This is a genomic window from Janibacter zhangyanbonis (genome assembly GCF_050507325.1).
Taxonomy (GTDB): domain Bacteria; phylum Actinomycetota; class Actinomycetes; order Actinomycetales; family Dermatophilaceae; genus Janibacter.
This window is the reverse complement of sequence record NZ_CP191481.1, coordinates 319876-334509: the sequence shown is the minus strand read 5'-3', so window position 1 is coordinate 334509 and position 14634 is coordinate 319876. Positions and strand designations below refer to the sequence as shown.

The window sequence follows — 14634 nt, the reverse complement described above, 5'->3', positions numbered from 1 at the left end:
TCGTTCAGGACGCGAGGACCTCGTCGAGGATGACCTCGGCCTTGTCCTCGTCCGTCTTCTCGGCGAGCGCGAGCTCGGAGACGAGGATCTGGCGGGCCTTGGCCAGCATGCGCTTCTCGCCGGCCGAGAGGCCGCGGTCCTTCTCGCGGCGCCACAGGTCGCGCACGACCTCGGCCACCTTGATGACATCGCCGGAGGCCAGCTTCTCGAGGTTGGCCTTGTAGCGGCGCGACCAGTTGGTCGGCTCCTCCGCGTGCGGGGTGCGCAGCACCTCGAAGACGCGGTCCAGCCCCTCCTTGCCCACGACGTCGCGGACACCCACGAGGTCGCAGTTCTCGGCGGGCACCTCGATGGTCAGGTCACCCTGGGCCACCTTGAGCTTGAGGTACTGCTTGTCCTCGCCCTTGATCTTTCGAATCTTGATCTCTTCGATCAGAGCAGCCCCGTGGTGGGGGTACACGACCGTCTCGCCGACCTTGAAAACCATGTGGAGATTTCCCCTTTCGCGACCTCCAGATTATCACGGCGTGTCGTGGGTCGCACAGCCGTCAGCCCCGCCACAATGCCCCTTCGCGCGCGCGTGGAGAGCACGAGCCGTGGCCCGGCGCATCCCACGCGCACGCCCCCGCTAGGCTGTGCCCCGTGAAGCGCAACCTCCTCACCCGCACCCCTGTCGTGGCCCTGGCGGCCCTGCTCGCCGCCGGCACCGCCGGCTGCTCGGTCAACTCCCCCTTCCAGACGGCGAAGACCCAGTCGATCACCGATGGAGTGGCCGTCGACGTCGAGGGCGCCCACGTGCGCAACCTCGCGCTCGTCAGCGGCGAGGCGGGCGGCGACGCGGTCGTCACCGGCGCCGTGGAGAACGAGACCGGCAAGGACATGACCTTCACCGTCACGGCTGGCAGCAGCAAGGTGCAGGCCAAGATCCCGGCCCACCAGGCGGTCACCCTCGGCGGCAAGGACAAGGCCGAGCTGACGCTGAAGTCCGTCAAGGCCGGCCCGGGCGAGATGACCGACGTCGAGATCAGCACCGGCGGCTCCGCCACCCCGGTCAGCGTCCCGGTCCTCGACCCCGAGGGCTACTACGAGACCGACGCCCCCGAGGGCTGGACCCCCACCCCCTCCGAGACCCACAGCGAGAGCGAGTCGGAGTCCGAGGGCCACTGAGCACTCCCCCTTCGCACGACGAGAGGCCGGCACCCCATCGGGTGCCGGCCTCTCGTGGTCATGACCGAAGGGGAGGTCAGGCCTCGAACTTGTAGCCCAGTCCGCGGACGGTGACGATGTGCACCGGCTTGGCCGGGTCGGGCTCGATCTTGGCCCGCAGCCGCTTGATGTGGACGTCGAGCGTCTTGGTGTCGCCGACGTAGTCGCTGCCCCACACGCGGTCGATGAGCTGCACGCGGGTGAGCACCCGCCCGACATTGCGCAGGAGCATCTCGAGCAGCTCGAACTCCTTGAGCGGCAGCTGCACCTGGGTGCCGTCGACGGCCACGACGTGCCGGTCGACGTCCATGCGCACGGGTCCGCCCTCGATGGTGGCGGGCAGCAGCTCCTCGGGCTCGTTGTTGCGTCGCAGCACGGCCTTGATCCGGGCGAGCAGCTCGCGCGAGCTGTAGGGCTTGGTCACGTAGTCGTCGGCGCCGATCTCGAGGCCCACGACCTTGTCGATCTCGCCGTCCTTGGCGGTGAGCATGATGACCGGCACGTTGGACTTCTGCCGGATCGAGCGGCAGACGTCGATGCCCGACAGGCCCGGCAGCATGAGGTCGAGCAGCACGAGGTCGGCGCCGTCGGAGTCGAAGGCCGTGATGGCGTCCGGACCTGTCTCGGCGACCTCGACGTCGTACCCCTCCTTGCGCAGCAGGTACGACAGGGGGTCCGAGAAGGACACCTCGTCCTCGACCACGAGGATGCGTGTCATCAGCGGGGCTCCTTTGTGAGGGTGGGGGAAGGGGTCTCGGCGGCAGGGGAGGCCGCGTCGGGGGCGTCGTCGCCGTGGGCGAGCTGCACGTCGACGCCGTGGGCGTCGAGCGTCTCTGGGGCGGCGGGCAGGCGGATCGTGAAGGTCGAGCCCTGCGACCCGTCGCTCCACACGCGCACGTCTCCCCCGTGGTTGGCGCAGATGTGCTTGACGATCGACAGGCCGAGGCCGGTGCCACCGGTGGCTCGCGAGCGCGCGGCATCCATGCGGTAGAAGCGCTCGAAGATGCGCGCCTGCTCCGGCTCGGGGATGCCCGGCCCCTGGTCGGTGACGGCGATCTCGATCGTGTCGCCGTGCAGTCGCGCCCCCACCCCGACGGCCGTGCCGGCGTCGGAGTAGGAGATGGCATTGCCGACGAGGTTGCGCACGGCGGTGACGAGCATGTCCTGGTCACCGCGCACGTAGAGGTCCTCGGCGACCTTGTCCGTCAGGGTCATGTCCTTGGCCTCGGCCTCGATGCGCAGGTGCTCGAGGGCGAGCGCGACGACGTCCTCGACGTCGACGAGCGGCGGGTCCTGCAGCACCGGCGTGCCCTGCAGCCGGGAGAGCTCGACGATCTCGCGGATGAGGCTCGACAGCCGGGTCGCCTCGCCCTGCATGCGGCGGGCGAAGCGGTCGACCGCCTCGGGGTCGTCCTTGGCATCCATGACGGCCTCGGCGAGCAACGAGATGCCGCCGACCGGCGTCTTGAGCTCGTGGCTGACATTGGCCACGAAGTCGCGGCGGGTCTCCTCGACGCGGCGACCCTGGGACTGGTCGTCGACGAGCAGCAGCAGGTGGCGTGCCCCGAGCGGGGCGACACGGGCGGAGACATAGTTGGTCGTGCTCATGCCCGGGCGGCGCAGCTCCAGCTCCTGCTCCTCGATGACGCCGTGGCGGGCGACCTTGTCGACCATCGCCTGGATCGCCGGCTCGACGAGCCGGCCGTGGCGCACGAGGCCGTAGGTGACCGCGGCGGGCGAGCTCGACAGGACGCGGCCCTCGTGGTCGAGGACGACGCCGGAGGAGCGCAGCACGGCGAGGACGTCACCGACCCCCTTCGGCACCTCGGGCTCGGGCGCGGGGTCCACGGCACGCTCCCGGTCGCTCATCGTGATCGCAGCCCACACGAGGAAGGCGATGAGCAGGCCGGCAGCACCCCCGAGAATTGCCGCGGTCGTTGGCTCCACGTCACCGAGAGTACTTCTCCGGTGGGGCATGCTGGGACCGGGCCGCGACCACCGGCGAGCGCGCCCGCGATGTTCACCTGCGCGCCCGACGACGTTCACCCGTCCCGCGTAGACAGGCACACCAGCGACACTGCCCACACCCATCGAAGGGGGCGCCATGCGCCAGGTCTTCCACGACGAGCTCGAGGCCATCGCCGACGACCTCGTCTCCCTCTCCGAGCTCGTCAGCACCGCGATCCGCGACTCCACCCGCGCGCTGCTCGAGGCCGACGTCCAGCTCGCCGAGCGCGTCATCGAGTCCGACCAGGACATCGACGCCCGGCGCAACGACCTCGACGCGCGCTCCGTCGACCTGCTCGCGCGGCAGGCCCCGGTCGCCAGCGATCTGCGCACGGTCGTCGCCTCGATGCGCATGTCCAGCGACCTCGAGCGCATGGGCGACCTCGCGCGCCACGTCGCCCAGGTCGCGCGCATGCGCTACCCCGAGCACGCCGTCCCCGACGAGATCGCCGCGACCTTCGCCGAGATGGGCGGCATTGCCGAGGACCTCGTCGCCCGCGTCGGGCAGGTCATCCGCACCCAGGACCTCACCCAGGCCAAGGACATCGAGACCACCGACGACGAGCTCGACACGCACCACCGCGAGATGTTCACCCGGCTCGCCGAGGGCGCGTGGCAACACGGCACGACGAGCGCCGTCGACGTCGCCCTGCTGAGCCGCTACTACGAGCGCTTCGGCGACCACGCGGTCACCGTCGCCCGTCGGGTCGGCTTCCTCGTCACCGGCGACCCGGGCGCCATCGACCTCGCGGAGGAGGCGGAGCGGGACTGACCCCCTTCGCCTGCCGAGCACACGAGAGGGCCCGCCGACTGCACGTCGGCGGGCCCTCTCGCTGTCGTCCGGCGGTCAGCGACCCTGGTTGGCGACCGCAGCGGCCTCCGCGGCCGCGGCCTCGGGGTCGAGGTACTCGCCCGGGCGGGTCGGCATGAAGTCCTCGCCGAGGTCGTAGACCAAGGGCATGCCGGTCGGGATGTTGAGCCCGGCGATGTCCTCGTCGCTGATGCCGTCGAGGTGCTTGACCAGGGCCCGCAGGGAGTTGCCGTGGGCCGTGACGAGGACGGTGCGGCCGGCGGCGAGGTCCTCGCGGATCGGCCCCTCCCAGTAGGGCATGAGGCGGGCGATGACGTCCTTGAGGCACTCGGTGCGCGGGACCTCGGGCAGGTCGGCGTAGCGCGGGTCGTCGGTCTGGGCGAACTCGTCGTCGGGCTCGATGGCCGGCGGCGGGGTGTCGAAGCTGCGCCGCCAGAGCATGAACTGCTCGTCGCCGTACTTGTCCCGCGTCGCGGCCTTGTCGAGGCCCTGCAGGGCGCCGTAGTGGCGCTCGTTGAGCCGCCAGTCGCGACGCACCGGGATCCAGTGGCGGTCGGCCGCGTCGAGGGCGAGGTTGGCGGTGGTGATCGCCCGGCGGAGCACCGAGGTGTGCACGACGTCCGGCAGCAGACCGGACTCCTTGATGAGCTGGCCGCCGCGGACGGCCTCCTCGCGGCCCCTGTCGATGAGGTCGACGTCGACCCATCCGGTGAAGAGGTTCTTCTCGTTCCAGTCGGAACGGCCGTGGCGCAGCAGGATCAGAGTCGACATGGGGCCAGCGTATCGACGCCGGTCACTCCGGCGCGGACCCGTCCGTCCGCTCGAGGACGGAGCGGAAGGCCTCGAGGTTGCGCAGCGACTCGCCGCGCGAGACGCGCCAGTCCCACTCCTTCTGCATCGAGCTGCGGAAGCCGAGGAGCAGCAGCTCGTTGAAGGGTCCGTCGGCGGCCTCGAGCACGACGCCGAGCACCTGGTCGACGACCTCCTCGGTCACCGCGCGAAGGGGGATCCGCCCGCCCACGTAAACGTCGCCGGAGGCGTCGATCGAGTAGGCGAGCAGGGGCATGCGCAGGTTGCGCCGGAGCAGGTGGCGGTAGAACTGCGCGTGGTTCTCGTCCGCGTTGCGGATGACGAAGGCCGAGACGGACAGGGCCCGCTCGCCGACGACGAGGGAGACGACGGTCTTGAGCTTCTTCTCCCCCGGCAGGGTGACGACGAGCTCGCCGTCACGGGCACCGGCCTCGTGCTCGAGCCCGGCGTCGGTCACGACGCGGGTCACGACGTCGCCGGCCCGCTGGGCCTCGGCGTCGGGGGTGGGTGCGTGCTCGGGCTGCTCGGTCATCGGGCCACCTCCAGGGGCTCGTCGGTCGGGGTCTCGGCGGAGAGCGACTCGCGCTCGGCGACGGCATCGGCGTAGACCTCGAGGAGCCGGTCGACGGTCACCGCCCAGCCGAATCCCTCGGCGTGCGCGCGCGCTCGGCGCCTCAGGTCGCTCGCCCGGTCGGGGTCGTCGAGGACGGCGAGCAGCTCGTCGGCCCACACGCTCGGGTCGTGGCCGGGCACGAGGACACCGGCGTCACCGACGGCCGTCGGCAGCCCGCCGACATCGGCGGCGAGGACGACCGCGCCCGAGGCCTGCGCCTCGACGGCGACGAGGCCGAAGGACTCGGTGTGGGAGGGCACCGTGACGACGTCGGCGGCGCGGTACCACTGCGCCAGCCCGGCACGGCTCACCGGCGGGGCCAGGTGGAGCACGTCGGATACGCCCAGCTCCTCGCCGAGCCGCTCGAGCCGGTCGGGCGCCGCGAGCCCGCGGCCGGACGCGCCTCCGACGACCGCGACGACGAGCCGCTCGCGCAGCTCGGGTCGGCGCTCGAGCAGCTCCGCGGCGGCGCGCACGAGCACGTCGGGCGCCTTGAGCGGCTGGATCCGACCGACGAAGAGCAGGACGACGGCATCGTCGGCGAGCCCGAGCGAGGCCCGGGCCTCACCACGGTCGCCGGGGACGAAGGTCTCGAGGTCGACCCCGGGGGGCACGACGACCACCTTGTCCGGGTCGGCGCCGTAGTAGTCGACGAGCTCGCTCGCCTCGCGGTCGGTGTTGGCGACGAGCCGGTCGGCGATGTCGACCACCTGGTCCTCGCCGATCTCCCGGCCGGGCGGCTCGGGCACGTCGTCGTCGGCGAGCTGGCGGTTCTTCACCCGCGCCATCGTGTGCATCGTGTGCACGAGGGGCACCTGCCAGCGCTCGGCGACGAGCCAGCCGACCTGGCCGGAGAGCCAGTAGTGCGAGTGGGCGACGTCGTAGTGCCCCTGGGGTACCCGCGCGATCTCGCGCATGATACCTGCGGCGAAGGCGCACAGCTGCCCCGGCAGGTCCTCCTTGGCCAGGCCCTCGTAGGGCCCGGCGTCGACGTGCCGCACGGTCACGCCGGCGAACATCTCGACGACGTCGGGCAGGTCGGCGGCGGTGCGGCGGGTGAAGATCTCGACCTCGACGCCCCGCGCGGCCAGCTCGCGGGCCGACTCGACGACGTAGACGTTGAGCCCCCCGGCATCGCCCGTGCCGGGCTGGGCCAGGGGCGAGGTGTGGACCGAGACCATCGCCACCCGCCGGATGCGTTGCTGCGTCACTCCTCCACCGTCCTCCGATAGCTGGTCATGGCCACTGTCGCCGACGGCGACCACACGTGCAGGTCGGTGTGACCCATCCGACGCAGGTCGACGCCGCGGGCGGTCCCTCGCGGACCGATCCCGATCGTCGTGCCGAGCTGCGTCGAGTAGGCGTCCGCGACGGGCGCCGCCCCGGGGCCGACCCACCACGCCCGCTTGCGCAGCAGGCGCTCCGGCAGCCCCGGCTGACGACCGCGGGTCGCCAGCTCCTGGTGCGAGTGCACGACGACGGCATCCGCCCCCTTCGCCGTGGCGGTGAGGGTGATGCGCACGCCCTCGAGACGCACGGTGAGGGTGACCGGCAGGCTGCGGTCGTCGCCGGTGAGCCGGCCCGACCAGGTGACCTCGCCGTCGCGGATCGACAGGCGGTCGACCTCGAGGTCGCTCAGCGTGTGGGTGATCTGCTCGCTGCGCCCCTCGCCGCGTCCTTCGACGTCGCCGAGGAGGGCCGACAGCGGCGAGCCGCCGCGCACCGTGCGAAACAGGGTGTTGCCCCGCGAGGTGACCCGCAGCCCGGTGTCGTCGAGCTGGACCGCGCGGCCCTCGCCGAGGGTCACGACGCCGCCCGCCTCGGGGGCCACGACGAGCAGGCCCGGCTGCACCGGCCGCAGGCCGGAGTCACGGCCGAGCGCCGGCGGCACCCAGATGACCGCGGCGAGCAGGAGCGCACCGCAGAGGGAGGCCACGAGGGAGACCATGCTCCAGCTCACCCGTCGGTCGGCACGCCACACGTGCACCAGCGTAGTTCCGCACAGCGCCTACGCTGCCGGGGTGCCCAGCCAGAGACCCCTCGGCAACATCACCCGAGGCACGACCAACCCCAACCGCCTGCGTCGCTGCGACCGGTGGCTGCTGGCGACCCACCGCGACGTCCTGACGAAGGGGGGCCCGCCGCACCTCGTCGACCTCGGCCACGGGGCGAGCGGCGTCACGACGGCCGAGTGGGCGCAGCGGGTGCGCACGCTGCGGCCCGACGCGCACGTCACCGGCCTGGAGATCGACCCGGAGCGGGTGGCGACGGCACAGGCATGGGCGGGGCCCGGGGTCGACTTCGCGCTCGGGGGCTTCGAGGTGCCGCTGCCGGGCGATGCGCAGGTGCGGGTCCTGCGGGCCTTCAATGTGCTGCGGCAGTACGACGAGACCGAGGTCGAGGGGCCCTGGCGCACCATGGTCGACCGGCTCGACCCGCTCGGGATCCTCGTCGAGGGCACGTGCGACGAGCTCGGTCGGCTCGGCAGCTGGGTGACGCTCGACGCCGAGGGTCCGCGCACCCTCACCCTGTCGTGGCGGCTGCGCGACCTCGGCCCGGCCCGACCACCGTCGGTCGTCGCCGAGCGCCTGCCCAAGGCGCTGATCCACCGCAACGTCCCCGGCGAGCCGGTGCACGAGCTGCTCCTGCTCGTCGACGACGCGTGGCGACGCTCCTCCCCCTTCGCCCCCTACGGGGCCCGGCAGCAGGCCGTAGCCGCCTGGGGCGACATCGCCCGACAGGTGCCGGTGCTCGGGGGTGCGGCGCGCTGGCGCCTCGGGGAGCTCACCGTGCCGTGGTCGCTCGTCGCGCCCCGCGGGGGCCCGCTGGCTCAGCGCTGGTAGTCGTCCTCGAGGCGCACGATGTCGTCCTCGTCGAACTCGCCGTAGCCGATCTCGAGGACCCGGCCCGGCTGCTGCGTGGAGTTGCCCATGCGGTGCACGGCCCCCCGCTCGACCCAGATCCGCTCGCCGGGCTGCGCCGACCAGGTCTCGTCACCGACCGTGACGTCGATCGGCCCGTCGAGCACCTGCCACAGCTCGGCCCGCAGCGCGTGGGTCTGCAGCGAGAGGCGGTGCCCCGGGGCGACGGTGATGATCTTGACCGTCGTCGGTTCGTTGAGCGTCAGCTGCTCGAAGCGCCCCCACGGGCGCTCCGAGACGAAGACGTCCGGGCGTGGGTCCGGCAGGTCGGTCACGACGGGTCCCCCTGGCTCGTGGTGCGGTCCGTGGTCATTGTGCCCGACTCACCGACGGCGACCGAGGATCTCGTCGATCGCCGGACGCACGTCGGCGAGGTAGACGCCCGCGACGACGATGCCGATGATCGCCAGCAGCCCGACACCGCCGACCGCGGCGACACCCATGAGCGTCGCGATCGCGAGTGCGGCGACCCAGAAGGTCTTGGACTGCTTGCCCGTCGCCGTGAAGGCATCGGGCCGCTGCCGCACCGCGTGGACGAGCGCGAAGACCTCGGCACCGAGCGCGAGGAGGCTCAGGACGAGGACGATCGTCGCCTGGATGCTCGAGAAGATCTGCACACCGCCAGCCTAGGCGGGCACGTCGACGACGATGGTCACCGGACCGTCGGCGCGCAGGTCGATCTGCATGTCGGCGCCGAAGCGACCGGTCGCGACCTCGACCCCGCGCTCGCGCAGGCCCTCGGCCACCGCGTCGACGAGCGGCTCGGCGACGGGTCCGGGGGCGGCGGCATTCCACGACGGTCGGCGGCCCTTGCGCACGTCGGCGTGGAGGGTGAACTGGCTGACGACGAGCACCCCTCCCCCGCTGTCGGCCACCGAGGTCTCGTCGGCCATGATCCGCAGCTCGGCGATCTTGCGCACCGTCGTCGCGACCTCGTCGGGGCCGTCGTCGTGGGTGACGCCGACGAGGGCGAGCAGGCCCGGGCCGATCTCGCCGACGACCTCGTCGTCGACGAGCACCCGGGCGGAGGCGACCCGCTGCAGGACGGTCCTCACGAGGTCGTCAGGTCGAGCACCTCGACGGCGCCGACCGGTCGGCCGTGGCCGAGGACGGGCTGGTCGGCGAGCTCGCGCAGGGCCGGGGTGTCGGCGCCCAGAGCCATGAGGGCGTGGGCGAGCAGGCCCTGCCGGGCCCGGGCGACCGGGGCCCCGTCGGCCACCTTGATCGCGATGCCGCGCCCGTCGTCGAGGCCGGCGGCGTACACCGACTCGGCCCCGTCCTTGGCGATGAGCCCCGGCACGGCCCGCATGAAGGCGGTGACGTCGCGGCCGGTGCCGCCGACCATCTCCGGCGCGGTGCGCATGGCCGCGGCGACCCTCCCTTCGTCCGTCGTGGCGTCGGCCCCGGCGAGGGAGCCGAAGGCCGCCGCCAGACCGGACAGCGGCACGGCGAAGAGCGGTGCGCCGCAGCCGTCGACGGTCGTGTGGGTCACCGGGCCGACGACCTCGGCGACGGTCTCGCGGATCGCGACCTGCAGGGGGTGCTCGGGGTCGAGGTAGGTCTCGGTGGGCCAGCCCTGGAGCACGCAGGTGACGAGCATGCCGGCGTGCTTGCCGGAGCAGTCCATGGCGACCGGCGTCGGCGCCTCGCCGGCGGCGAGCCAGCGGGCGTGCTCGAGCTCGCCGAGCGGCAGCGAGGGGGTCGTGCGCAGCGCGTCGAGCCCCAGGTCGGCGGTCGCGAGGATCTCGGCGACCGCCTCGCGGTGGACGGCCTCGCCGGAGTGGCTCGAGCAGACGAGCGCGAGCAGGTGGGACGGCAGGTCGAGACCGAGGCGGACCATCGCGAGCGCCTGGACCGGCTTGAGCGAGGAGCGTGGCAGCACGGGGTCGTCGACCCGACCGTGACGAAGGGGGGTCCCCCCGTCGCCGTCGGTCGCGACGAGCGTCGCGCGGTGGGCGGACTCGACGAAGCCCCCGCGGGTCACGTGGACCAGCACGGGGGCGTCGTCGAGGGCTGTGGTGTCGGGGGCCGGTGCGGTCACCTGCCGGAGGCTAGCCTTCGAGGCTCGTTCCTCGCACCTCAGGCACCGTCGATCACCACAGCGTCGGCTGCTCCGCGGACGGAGCCGGAGCCGGATCCCTTCAGTCGCCGACCTTCTCGGCAGCCTTCTCGGCGGCCTGGGTGGTCTTGGCGGCCGTCTTCTTGGCGGCGGTCGCGGTCGACTTGGTGGCGGTGCGGGTGCGGGTCGCAGCCTTCTTGGCGGTGGTGTTGGTGCGCTTGGCCGCCGTGGTGGTGCGCTTGGCGGAGGTGGAGACGGCCTTCTTCGCCTTGGCGGTGTCGACCTTGACGTCGACGTCCACGGAGTCCTTGACGGCCTCGGCAGCCTTGACGGCCTCCTTGCGACCGATGGTCAGCGTGGCCTTGGCGGAGCGCTCGACGTCGGCGACGGCCTTCTTGACCGTGGTGACGACACCCTTGCCGAGGGCGACGGTCGCCTCGGCCTGGCCCACGAGGTCCTGGGTGGCCTTCTGCTTCTTGATGCGGGTCACGAGGGCCTCGCCGCGCTTGGTGAGGTCGGCGTAGTGGGCCTGCGCGTCGGCCGGGGCGGCCTTGACGCGGGCCTGGACCTTCTTCGGCTCGAGCTCGGCGCGCAGGGCGGCGATCTGCGAGGTGTAGCCGCGGAAGGTCTCGACGGTCAGGTCGGTGGCGCCGATGGTGGCGTAGGTCTGGTCGGTGACGACCTTCTTGACGGTGGTGGTGACGCTCATGAGGTTCTCCTGGTGGTAGTCGAGCGAGACGAGGACTGCGACCCGCGCGGTGCGCGCTTGGCGGCCGGGGCCGCGGTCTTCGAGCCCGACGACGACGTCGAGCCCTTCGTGCTGGCCGCCGTGCCGGCGGCCTTCTTCTTGGTGCCGGCCTTGGTGGTGCTGGCCGTGCTCTTGGCGACCTTCGCTGTGCTGGCCTTCTTCGTGGCGGCCTTCTTCGTGGCCGTGCCCCCGGAGGCCGGTACGGCCCCCTTCGCCTGCTTGGCCGCCTTGCGCGTCGCCCGTGCCCGAGGGGTCGGGCGCGACGGCTCGGCCGTGTCCTGCGACGTCGCGGGCTCCGCGCCGACGAAGGACTCGTAGATCTCGAGCAGGGTCTGACGCTGACGTGCGGTCAGCGCGGGGTCGGTGCGGATGGCGGCCCGGGTCGTGGCCCCGGCCTCCGCGGCCGCGTCCTTGGGGTCGAGCAGACCCGCCTGGACGTAGAGGGTCTCGGCCGAGATGGACAGGCCCCTGGCGATCTGCTGGAGGATGTCGGCGCTCGGCCGCTTGACCCCCCGCTCGATCTGGGAGAGATAGGGGTTGGAGATCCCGGCCAGCGCCGACAGCTGCCGCACGGAGAGCTTGGCCAGGACGCGCTGCTCACGCAGGTAGTCGCCCAGGGAGTTGCCGAGGTGGCTCGGCAGGCCCTCCAGCGGATTCTTCGACATGGCCCCATTGTGCTTGCCGTAGTTAGCATGTGCAAGCCGTAGGCAGCGGTTGGTGAGCGGAGTCACCTCCGGGCGCAGCGCCGTCAGCGCGGGACGATCCCCGTCTGCGCCGCCGCGACGTCGGGGGCGACGAGCAGGTCGGCGGCGTCGTCGGTGTTGCGCTTGAGCACGGCGAGGGCGATGGGACCGTCCTCGTGGTGCCGAGCACGGGAGGTGATGCGGCCGACGACCTTGTCGCCGAGGAGCACCTCGGCCCCGACCTCGGGCAGGGTGTGGCCGGACCCGTCGAGGTGGAGGAAGGCCAGTCGGCGCGGCGGGCGACCGAGGTTGTGCACCCGGGCGATCGTCTCCTGCCCGCGGTAGCAGCCCTTGTGCAAGTGGACCGCGGTGCGCAGCCAGTCGAGCTCGTGGGCGATCGTCCGGTGGTCGGTCTCGGCGCCGAGGCGCGGGCGCCAGGCGGCGATGCGCAGGGCCTCGGCGGCCCACGTGCCGACGAGCTCACGGTCGCCGACGGCCGAAGGGAGGTCCGCCGCCGGAACGATGACCTCGCGCCAGCGTCGGTCGCGGGCCGGGTGCTCCTCGGCCGGGGGACCGTAGGTGGCGGTGTCGCCGACGACGCGCGGCCACGGGTCGAGCCAGGTCGGCGGCTCGCCCTCCGCGCCCTCGCGGTCGACGCTCTCGCCGAGCACCGCGTAGTCGTCGCTGACGTCGGCCACCTCGACCCGCAGCATGAAGCGCATGGAGTCGAGCCACGCCGCGAGCGCGGGCGCCGTGCCCGGCTCGACGGTCAACCAGGTCGTCTCGCCATCGTCGACGACGTGCAGGGCGTGCTCGACGTGACCCTTGGGCGAGAGAACGAGCGACTCGGCCGAGGTGCGCGGCGGCAGGTCGACGAGCTGCTGCGAGGTGAGGGAGTGCAGCCACGACAGCCGGTCGGGGCCGGTGACCGTGACGACCCCGCGGTGCGAGAGGTCGACGACCCCGAGCCCCTCCGCGAGCAACCGCTGCTCGCGCAGCGGGTCGCCGTAGTGCGCGGCGACCCCGGAGTCGATCCCGTCGCCGGGCACGGCACCGGCGGTCTGCAGCAGGGGCGAGGCACTCATGCAGCCCAATCTACGTCTCCCAGCCGGCTGCCGAACTCGCCCCGTACGATGACCGCATGCTCGAGGAGTTCGACGACGACACCGCTGGCGAGACCACGACTCGCCGCTCAGGCCGCCACCGCATGGGGTGGGGGCGACGGCTCGCCGTCTCCGTCCTCGCCTTCCTGCTGCTCCTCGTGATCGGCATCGGCGGGTACGCGTGGTTCATCAGCAGCAAGGTCGACCGCAACCTCGCGCACGAGGACCTCCTCGGGGAGGCACAGAACCAGACCGAGTGGCGCGAGGGCGAGCAGCTCGTGACCGACGCAGGGACCAACTACCTGCTCATCGGCTCCGACGCCCGGCCGGGCGAGACCGCCAGCCGGGCCGACGTCATCCAGCTCGTCCACGTCGACGAGGACCACGGCGACGTGTGGATCATCCACTTCCCCCGTGACCTCTACGTGCCGATTCCCGGGCACGGCAAGAACAAGATCAACGCCGCCTACGCCTTCGGCCAGTCGCCGCTGCTCGTGCAGACCATCCAGGACCTCGTCGGCGTCAAGGTCGACCACGTCGCCAAGACCGATTTCGAGGGCTTCAAGCAGCTCACCGACGCGCTCGGGGGCGTGCAGGTCAACAACGCCCAGGCGAGCCCCAAGTACCCCGCGGGTACCCACGACCTCGACGGCGAGCAGGCGCTGGAGTACGTCCGCGAGCGCAAGACCCTCGCCGAGGGCGACATCTCCCGCGGTCAGCGCCAGCAGGCCTGGCTCAAGGGGATCATGACGAAGACCCTCACCCCCGGCGTGCTGCTCAACCCCAGCCGTCTCGGCAACGTCATCGAGGCCGGCACCAAGAACACGATCGTCGACAACTCGCTGACGACGGGCAAGATCCGCAGCGAGGCGATCAAGCTGCGCGGCGTGCGCGGCGGCAACATCCACTTCGTCACCGCGCCCTTCAGCGGCTACGGCACCGCGCCCGACGGCGGGTCGATCGACATCCTCGACGAGCAGGGCATGTCCCGGCTGAGCGATGCCCTGCGCACCGACGACATGGCGGGCTACGAGGAGTGACCCGACCCCGCCCCCTTCGCACCCCCCTGGACCCTGCAAAACCCTAGGGTTTTGCGACGTTCCGGGCCGCCAACCCTGCAAAACCTTGGGGCGCTGCGCGGCGGGGGCGGTCAGCCGTCGACGCGCTTGAGCTCCGCGGAGACGTGGCTGCTCATCGGCTGACCGGCGGCGGTCATGTCCATGACCCACATGAGGTTGGACTTCACGAGGCCGTACATGCGCTTGGCCGACGAGTACTCCTTGGCCTGCGGGCTGCGGATGATGCCGTCGGTCTGCAGCTCGATCCGGCCCGGCTCGACGGTGCCGTAGTACATCTCGACGATGCCCGTGGGGTGGGCGAGGAGGAGCTCCGCCTCCCCTTCGCCACCGGCACGCCAGAAGCCGAGCTCGGTGCCGGAGGGGCGGACCTTGTTGCCGGCGTCGTCGAGGATCCAGGTCGTGCTCTCCCAGCGCAGGAAGGGCCGCTCGTCATGGGTGACGACGAGCTCCTGGCCGAAGTTGGCCGACTCGATCGTCGGGTAGCCGACGACACCGGCTCCCTCCCAGCGGCCGACGAGCCAGGCGAGGGGGGCGATGTCCGGGTGGATCGTGGGGTCGAGGGTGAACACCCGCCCATCGTAGGGCGGACGCCGG

General features: G+C 72.1%; 19 protein-coding genes. 4 read left to right on the top strand and 15 right to left on the bottom strand.

The genetic code is table 11. The features are described 5' to 3' along the window. Positions 1 to 4 precede the first annotated feature (4 nt). Positions 5 to 487, bottom strand: a complete 483-nt coding sequence (locus tag ACQBJO_RS01660; protein ID WP_007927253.1) for a CarD family transcriptional regulator — start codon at positions 485 to 487, stop codon at positions 5 to 7. 155 nt (positions 488 to 642) lie between these two features. Between ACQBJO_RS01660 and ACQBJO_RS01655 the strand changes: the two genes are divergently transcribed. Then, on the top strand, positions 643 to 1167 hold the full coding sequence (locus ACQBJO_RS01655) for a hypothetical protein (RefSeq protein ID WP_421008083.1): 525 nt from the start codon (positions 643 to 645) through the stop codon (positions 1165 to 1167). Between the two features lie 76 nt (positions 1168 to 1243). On the opposite strand, the gene ACQBJO_RS01650 is transcribed toward ACQBJO_RS01655, so the two are convergent. Continuing rightward, a complete protein-coding gene (locus tag ACQBJO_RS01650; protein WP_421008082.1) occupies positions 1244 to 1924 on the bottom strand; it encodes a response regulator in 681 nt (226 codons plus the stop codon). After that, positions 1924 to 3153 carry a sensor histidine kinase gene (locus ACQBJO_RS01645; RefSeq protein WP_421008081.1) on the bottom strand — a complete coding sequence of 410 codons (1230 nt, stop codon included), beginning with the start codon at positions 3151 to 3153 and terminating at the stop codon, positions 1924 to 1926. Before ACQBJO_RS01645 ends, ACQBJO_RS01650 begins: the two co-directional genes overlap by 1 nt. Before the next feature lie 157 nt (positions 3154 to 3310). On the opposite strand from ACQBJO_RS01645, the gene phoU reads away from it, so the two are divergent. Further along, complete coding sequence (gene phoU / locus ACQBJO_RS01640; protein WP_421008080.1) at positions 3311 to 3985, top strand: phosphate signaling complex protein PhoU; 675 nt, start codon at positions 3311 to 3313, stop codon at positions 3983 to 3985. Between the two features lie 75 nt (positions 3986 to 4060). Here phoU and ACQBJO_RS01635 read toward each other — a convergent pair whose 3' ends face one another. Genes ACQBJO_RS01635 through ACQBJO_RS01620 form a run of 4 tightly spaced genes read right to left on the bottom strand, consistent with a single transcriptional unit; the run spans position 4061 to position 7428 of the window. Then, on the bottom strand, positions 4061 to 4795 hold the full coding sequence (locus tag ACQBJO_RS01635; protein ID WP_255185131.1) for a phosphoglyceromutase: 735 nt from the start codon (positions 4793 to 4795) through the stop codon (positions 4061 to 4063). A gap of 22 nt (positions 4796 to 4817) precedes the next feature. Next, a complete protein-coding gene (locus tag ACQBJO_RS01630) occupies positions 4818 to 5366 on the bottom strand; it encodes a YbjN domain-containing protein (RefSeq protein WP_421008079.1) in 549 nt (182 codons plus the stop codon). Continuing rightward, complete coding sequence (gene mshA, locus ACQBJO_RS01625; protein ID WP_421008078.1) at positions 5363 to 6658, bottom strand: D-inositol-3-phosphate glycosyltransferase; 1296 nt, start codon at positions 6656 to 6658, stop codon at positions 5363 to 5365. Before mshA ends, ACQBJO_RS01630 begins: the two co-directional genes overlap by 4 nt. Then, the gene (locus ACQBJO_RS01620) at positions 6655 to 7428 is read right to left on the bottom strand and encodes a hypothetical protein (protein ID WP_421008077.1); all 774 of its coding nucleotides are present in this window, start codon (positions 7426 to 7428) and stop codon (positions 6655 to 6657) included. The genes mshA and ACQBJO_RS01620 overlap by 4 nt, the downstream gene beginning before the upstream one ends. Positions 7429 to 7468: 40 nt before the next feature. On the opposite strand from ACQBJO_RS01620, the gene ACQBJO_RS01615 reads away from it, so the two are divergent. Beyond that, positions 7469 to 8290, top strand: coding sequence for a class I SAM-dependent methyltransferase (locus tag ACQBJO_RS01615; protein WP_421008076.1), 822 nt, complete (start codon positions 7469 to 7471; stop codon positions 8288 to 8290). On the opposite strand, the gene ACQBJO_RS01610 is transcribed toward ACQBJO_RS01615, so the two are convergent. The 7 genes from ACQBJO_RS01610 to ACQBJO_RS01580 form a co-directional block, all read right to left on the bottom strand. Next, positions 8278 to 8643, bottom strand: a complete 366-nt coding sequence (locus ACQBJO_RS01610; RefSeq protein ID WP_255185126.1) for a phosphomannose isomerase type II C-terminal cupin domain — start codon at positions 8641 to 8643, stop codon at positions 8278 to 8280. The two genes, ACQBJO_RS01615 and ACQBJO_RS01610, sit on opposite strands and share 13 nt — an antisense overlap. 48 nt (positions 8644 to 8691) lie before the next feature. Then, entirely contained in the window at positions 8692 to 8985 is a 294-nt protein-coding gene (locus ACQBJO_RS01605) for a DUF2516 family protein (protein ID WP_255185125.1), read from the bottom strand. A gap of 9 nt (positions 8986 to 8994) precedes the next feature. Then, complete coding sequence (gene dtd / locus ACQBJO_RS01600; protein WP_255185124.1) at positions 8995 to 9423, bottom strand: D-aminoacyl-tRNA deacylase; 429 nt, start codon at positions 9421 to 9423, stop codon at positions 8995 to 8997. After that, positions 9420 to 10409: an asparaginase gene (locus ACQBJO_RS01595; RefSeq protein ID WP_421008075.1), complete on the bottom strand. Its 990-nt coding sequence runs from the start codon at positions 10407 to 10409 to the stop codon at positions 9420 to 9422. Before ACQBJO_RS01595 ends, dtd begins: the two co-directional genes overlap by 4 nt. Positions 10410 to 10509: 100 nt before the next feature. After that, complete coding sequence (locus ACQBJO_RS01590; protein WP_421008074.1) at positions 10510 to 11136, bottom strand: hypothetical protein; 627 nt, start codon at positions 11134 to 11136, stop codon at positions 10510 to 10512. After that, on the bottom strand, positions 11133 to 11840 hold the full coding sequence (locus tag ACQBJO_RS01585; RefSeq protein WP_421008073.1) for a helix-turn-helix domain-containing protein: 708 nt from the start codon (positions 11838 to 11840) through the stop codon (positions 11133 to 11135). The genes ACQBJO_RS01590 and ACQBJO_RS01585 overlap by 4 nt, the downstream gene beginning before the upstream one ends. 83 nt (positions 11841 to 11923) lie before the next feature. Continuing rightward, on the bottom strand, positions 11924 to 12943 hold the full coding sequence (locus ACQBJO_RS01580; RefSeq protein WP_421008072.1) for a YgfZ/GcvT domain-containing protein: 1020 nt from the start codon (positions 12941 to 12943) through the stop codon (positions 11924 to 11926). A 56-nt stretch (positions 12944 to 12999) separates the two neighbouring features. On the opposite strand from ACQBJO_RS01580, the gene ACQBJO_RS01575 reads away from it, so the two are divergent. After that, entirely contained in the window at positions 13000 to 14001 is a 1002-nt protein-coding gene (locus ACQBJO_RS01575) for an LCP family protein (RefSeq protein WP_421008071.1), read from the top strand. 110 nt (positions 14002 to 14111) lie between these two features. On the opposite strand, the gene ACQBJO_RS01570 is transcribed toward ACQBJO_RS01575, so the two are convergent. Beyond that, positions 14112 to 14609, bottom strand: a complete 498-nt coding sequence (locus tag ACQBJO_RS01570; RefSeq protein WP_255185118.1) for an FABP family protein — start codon at positions 14607 to 14609, stop codon at positions 14112 to 14114. Positions 14610 to 14634: the final 25 nt, after the last annotated feature.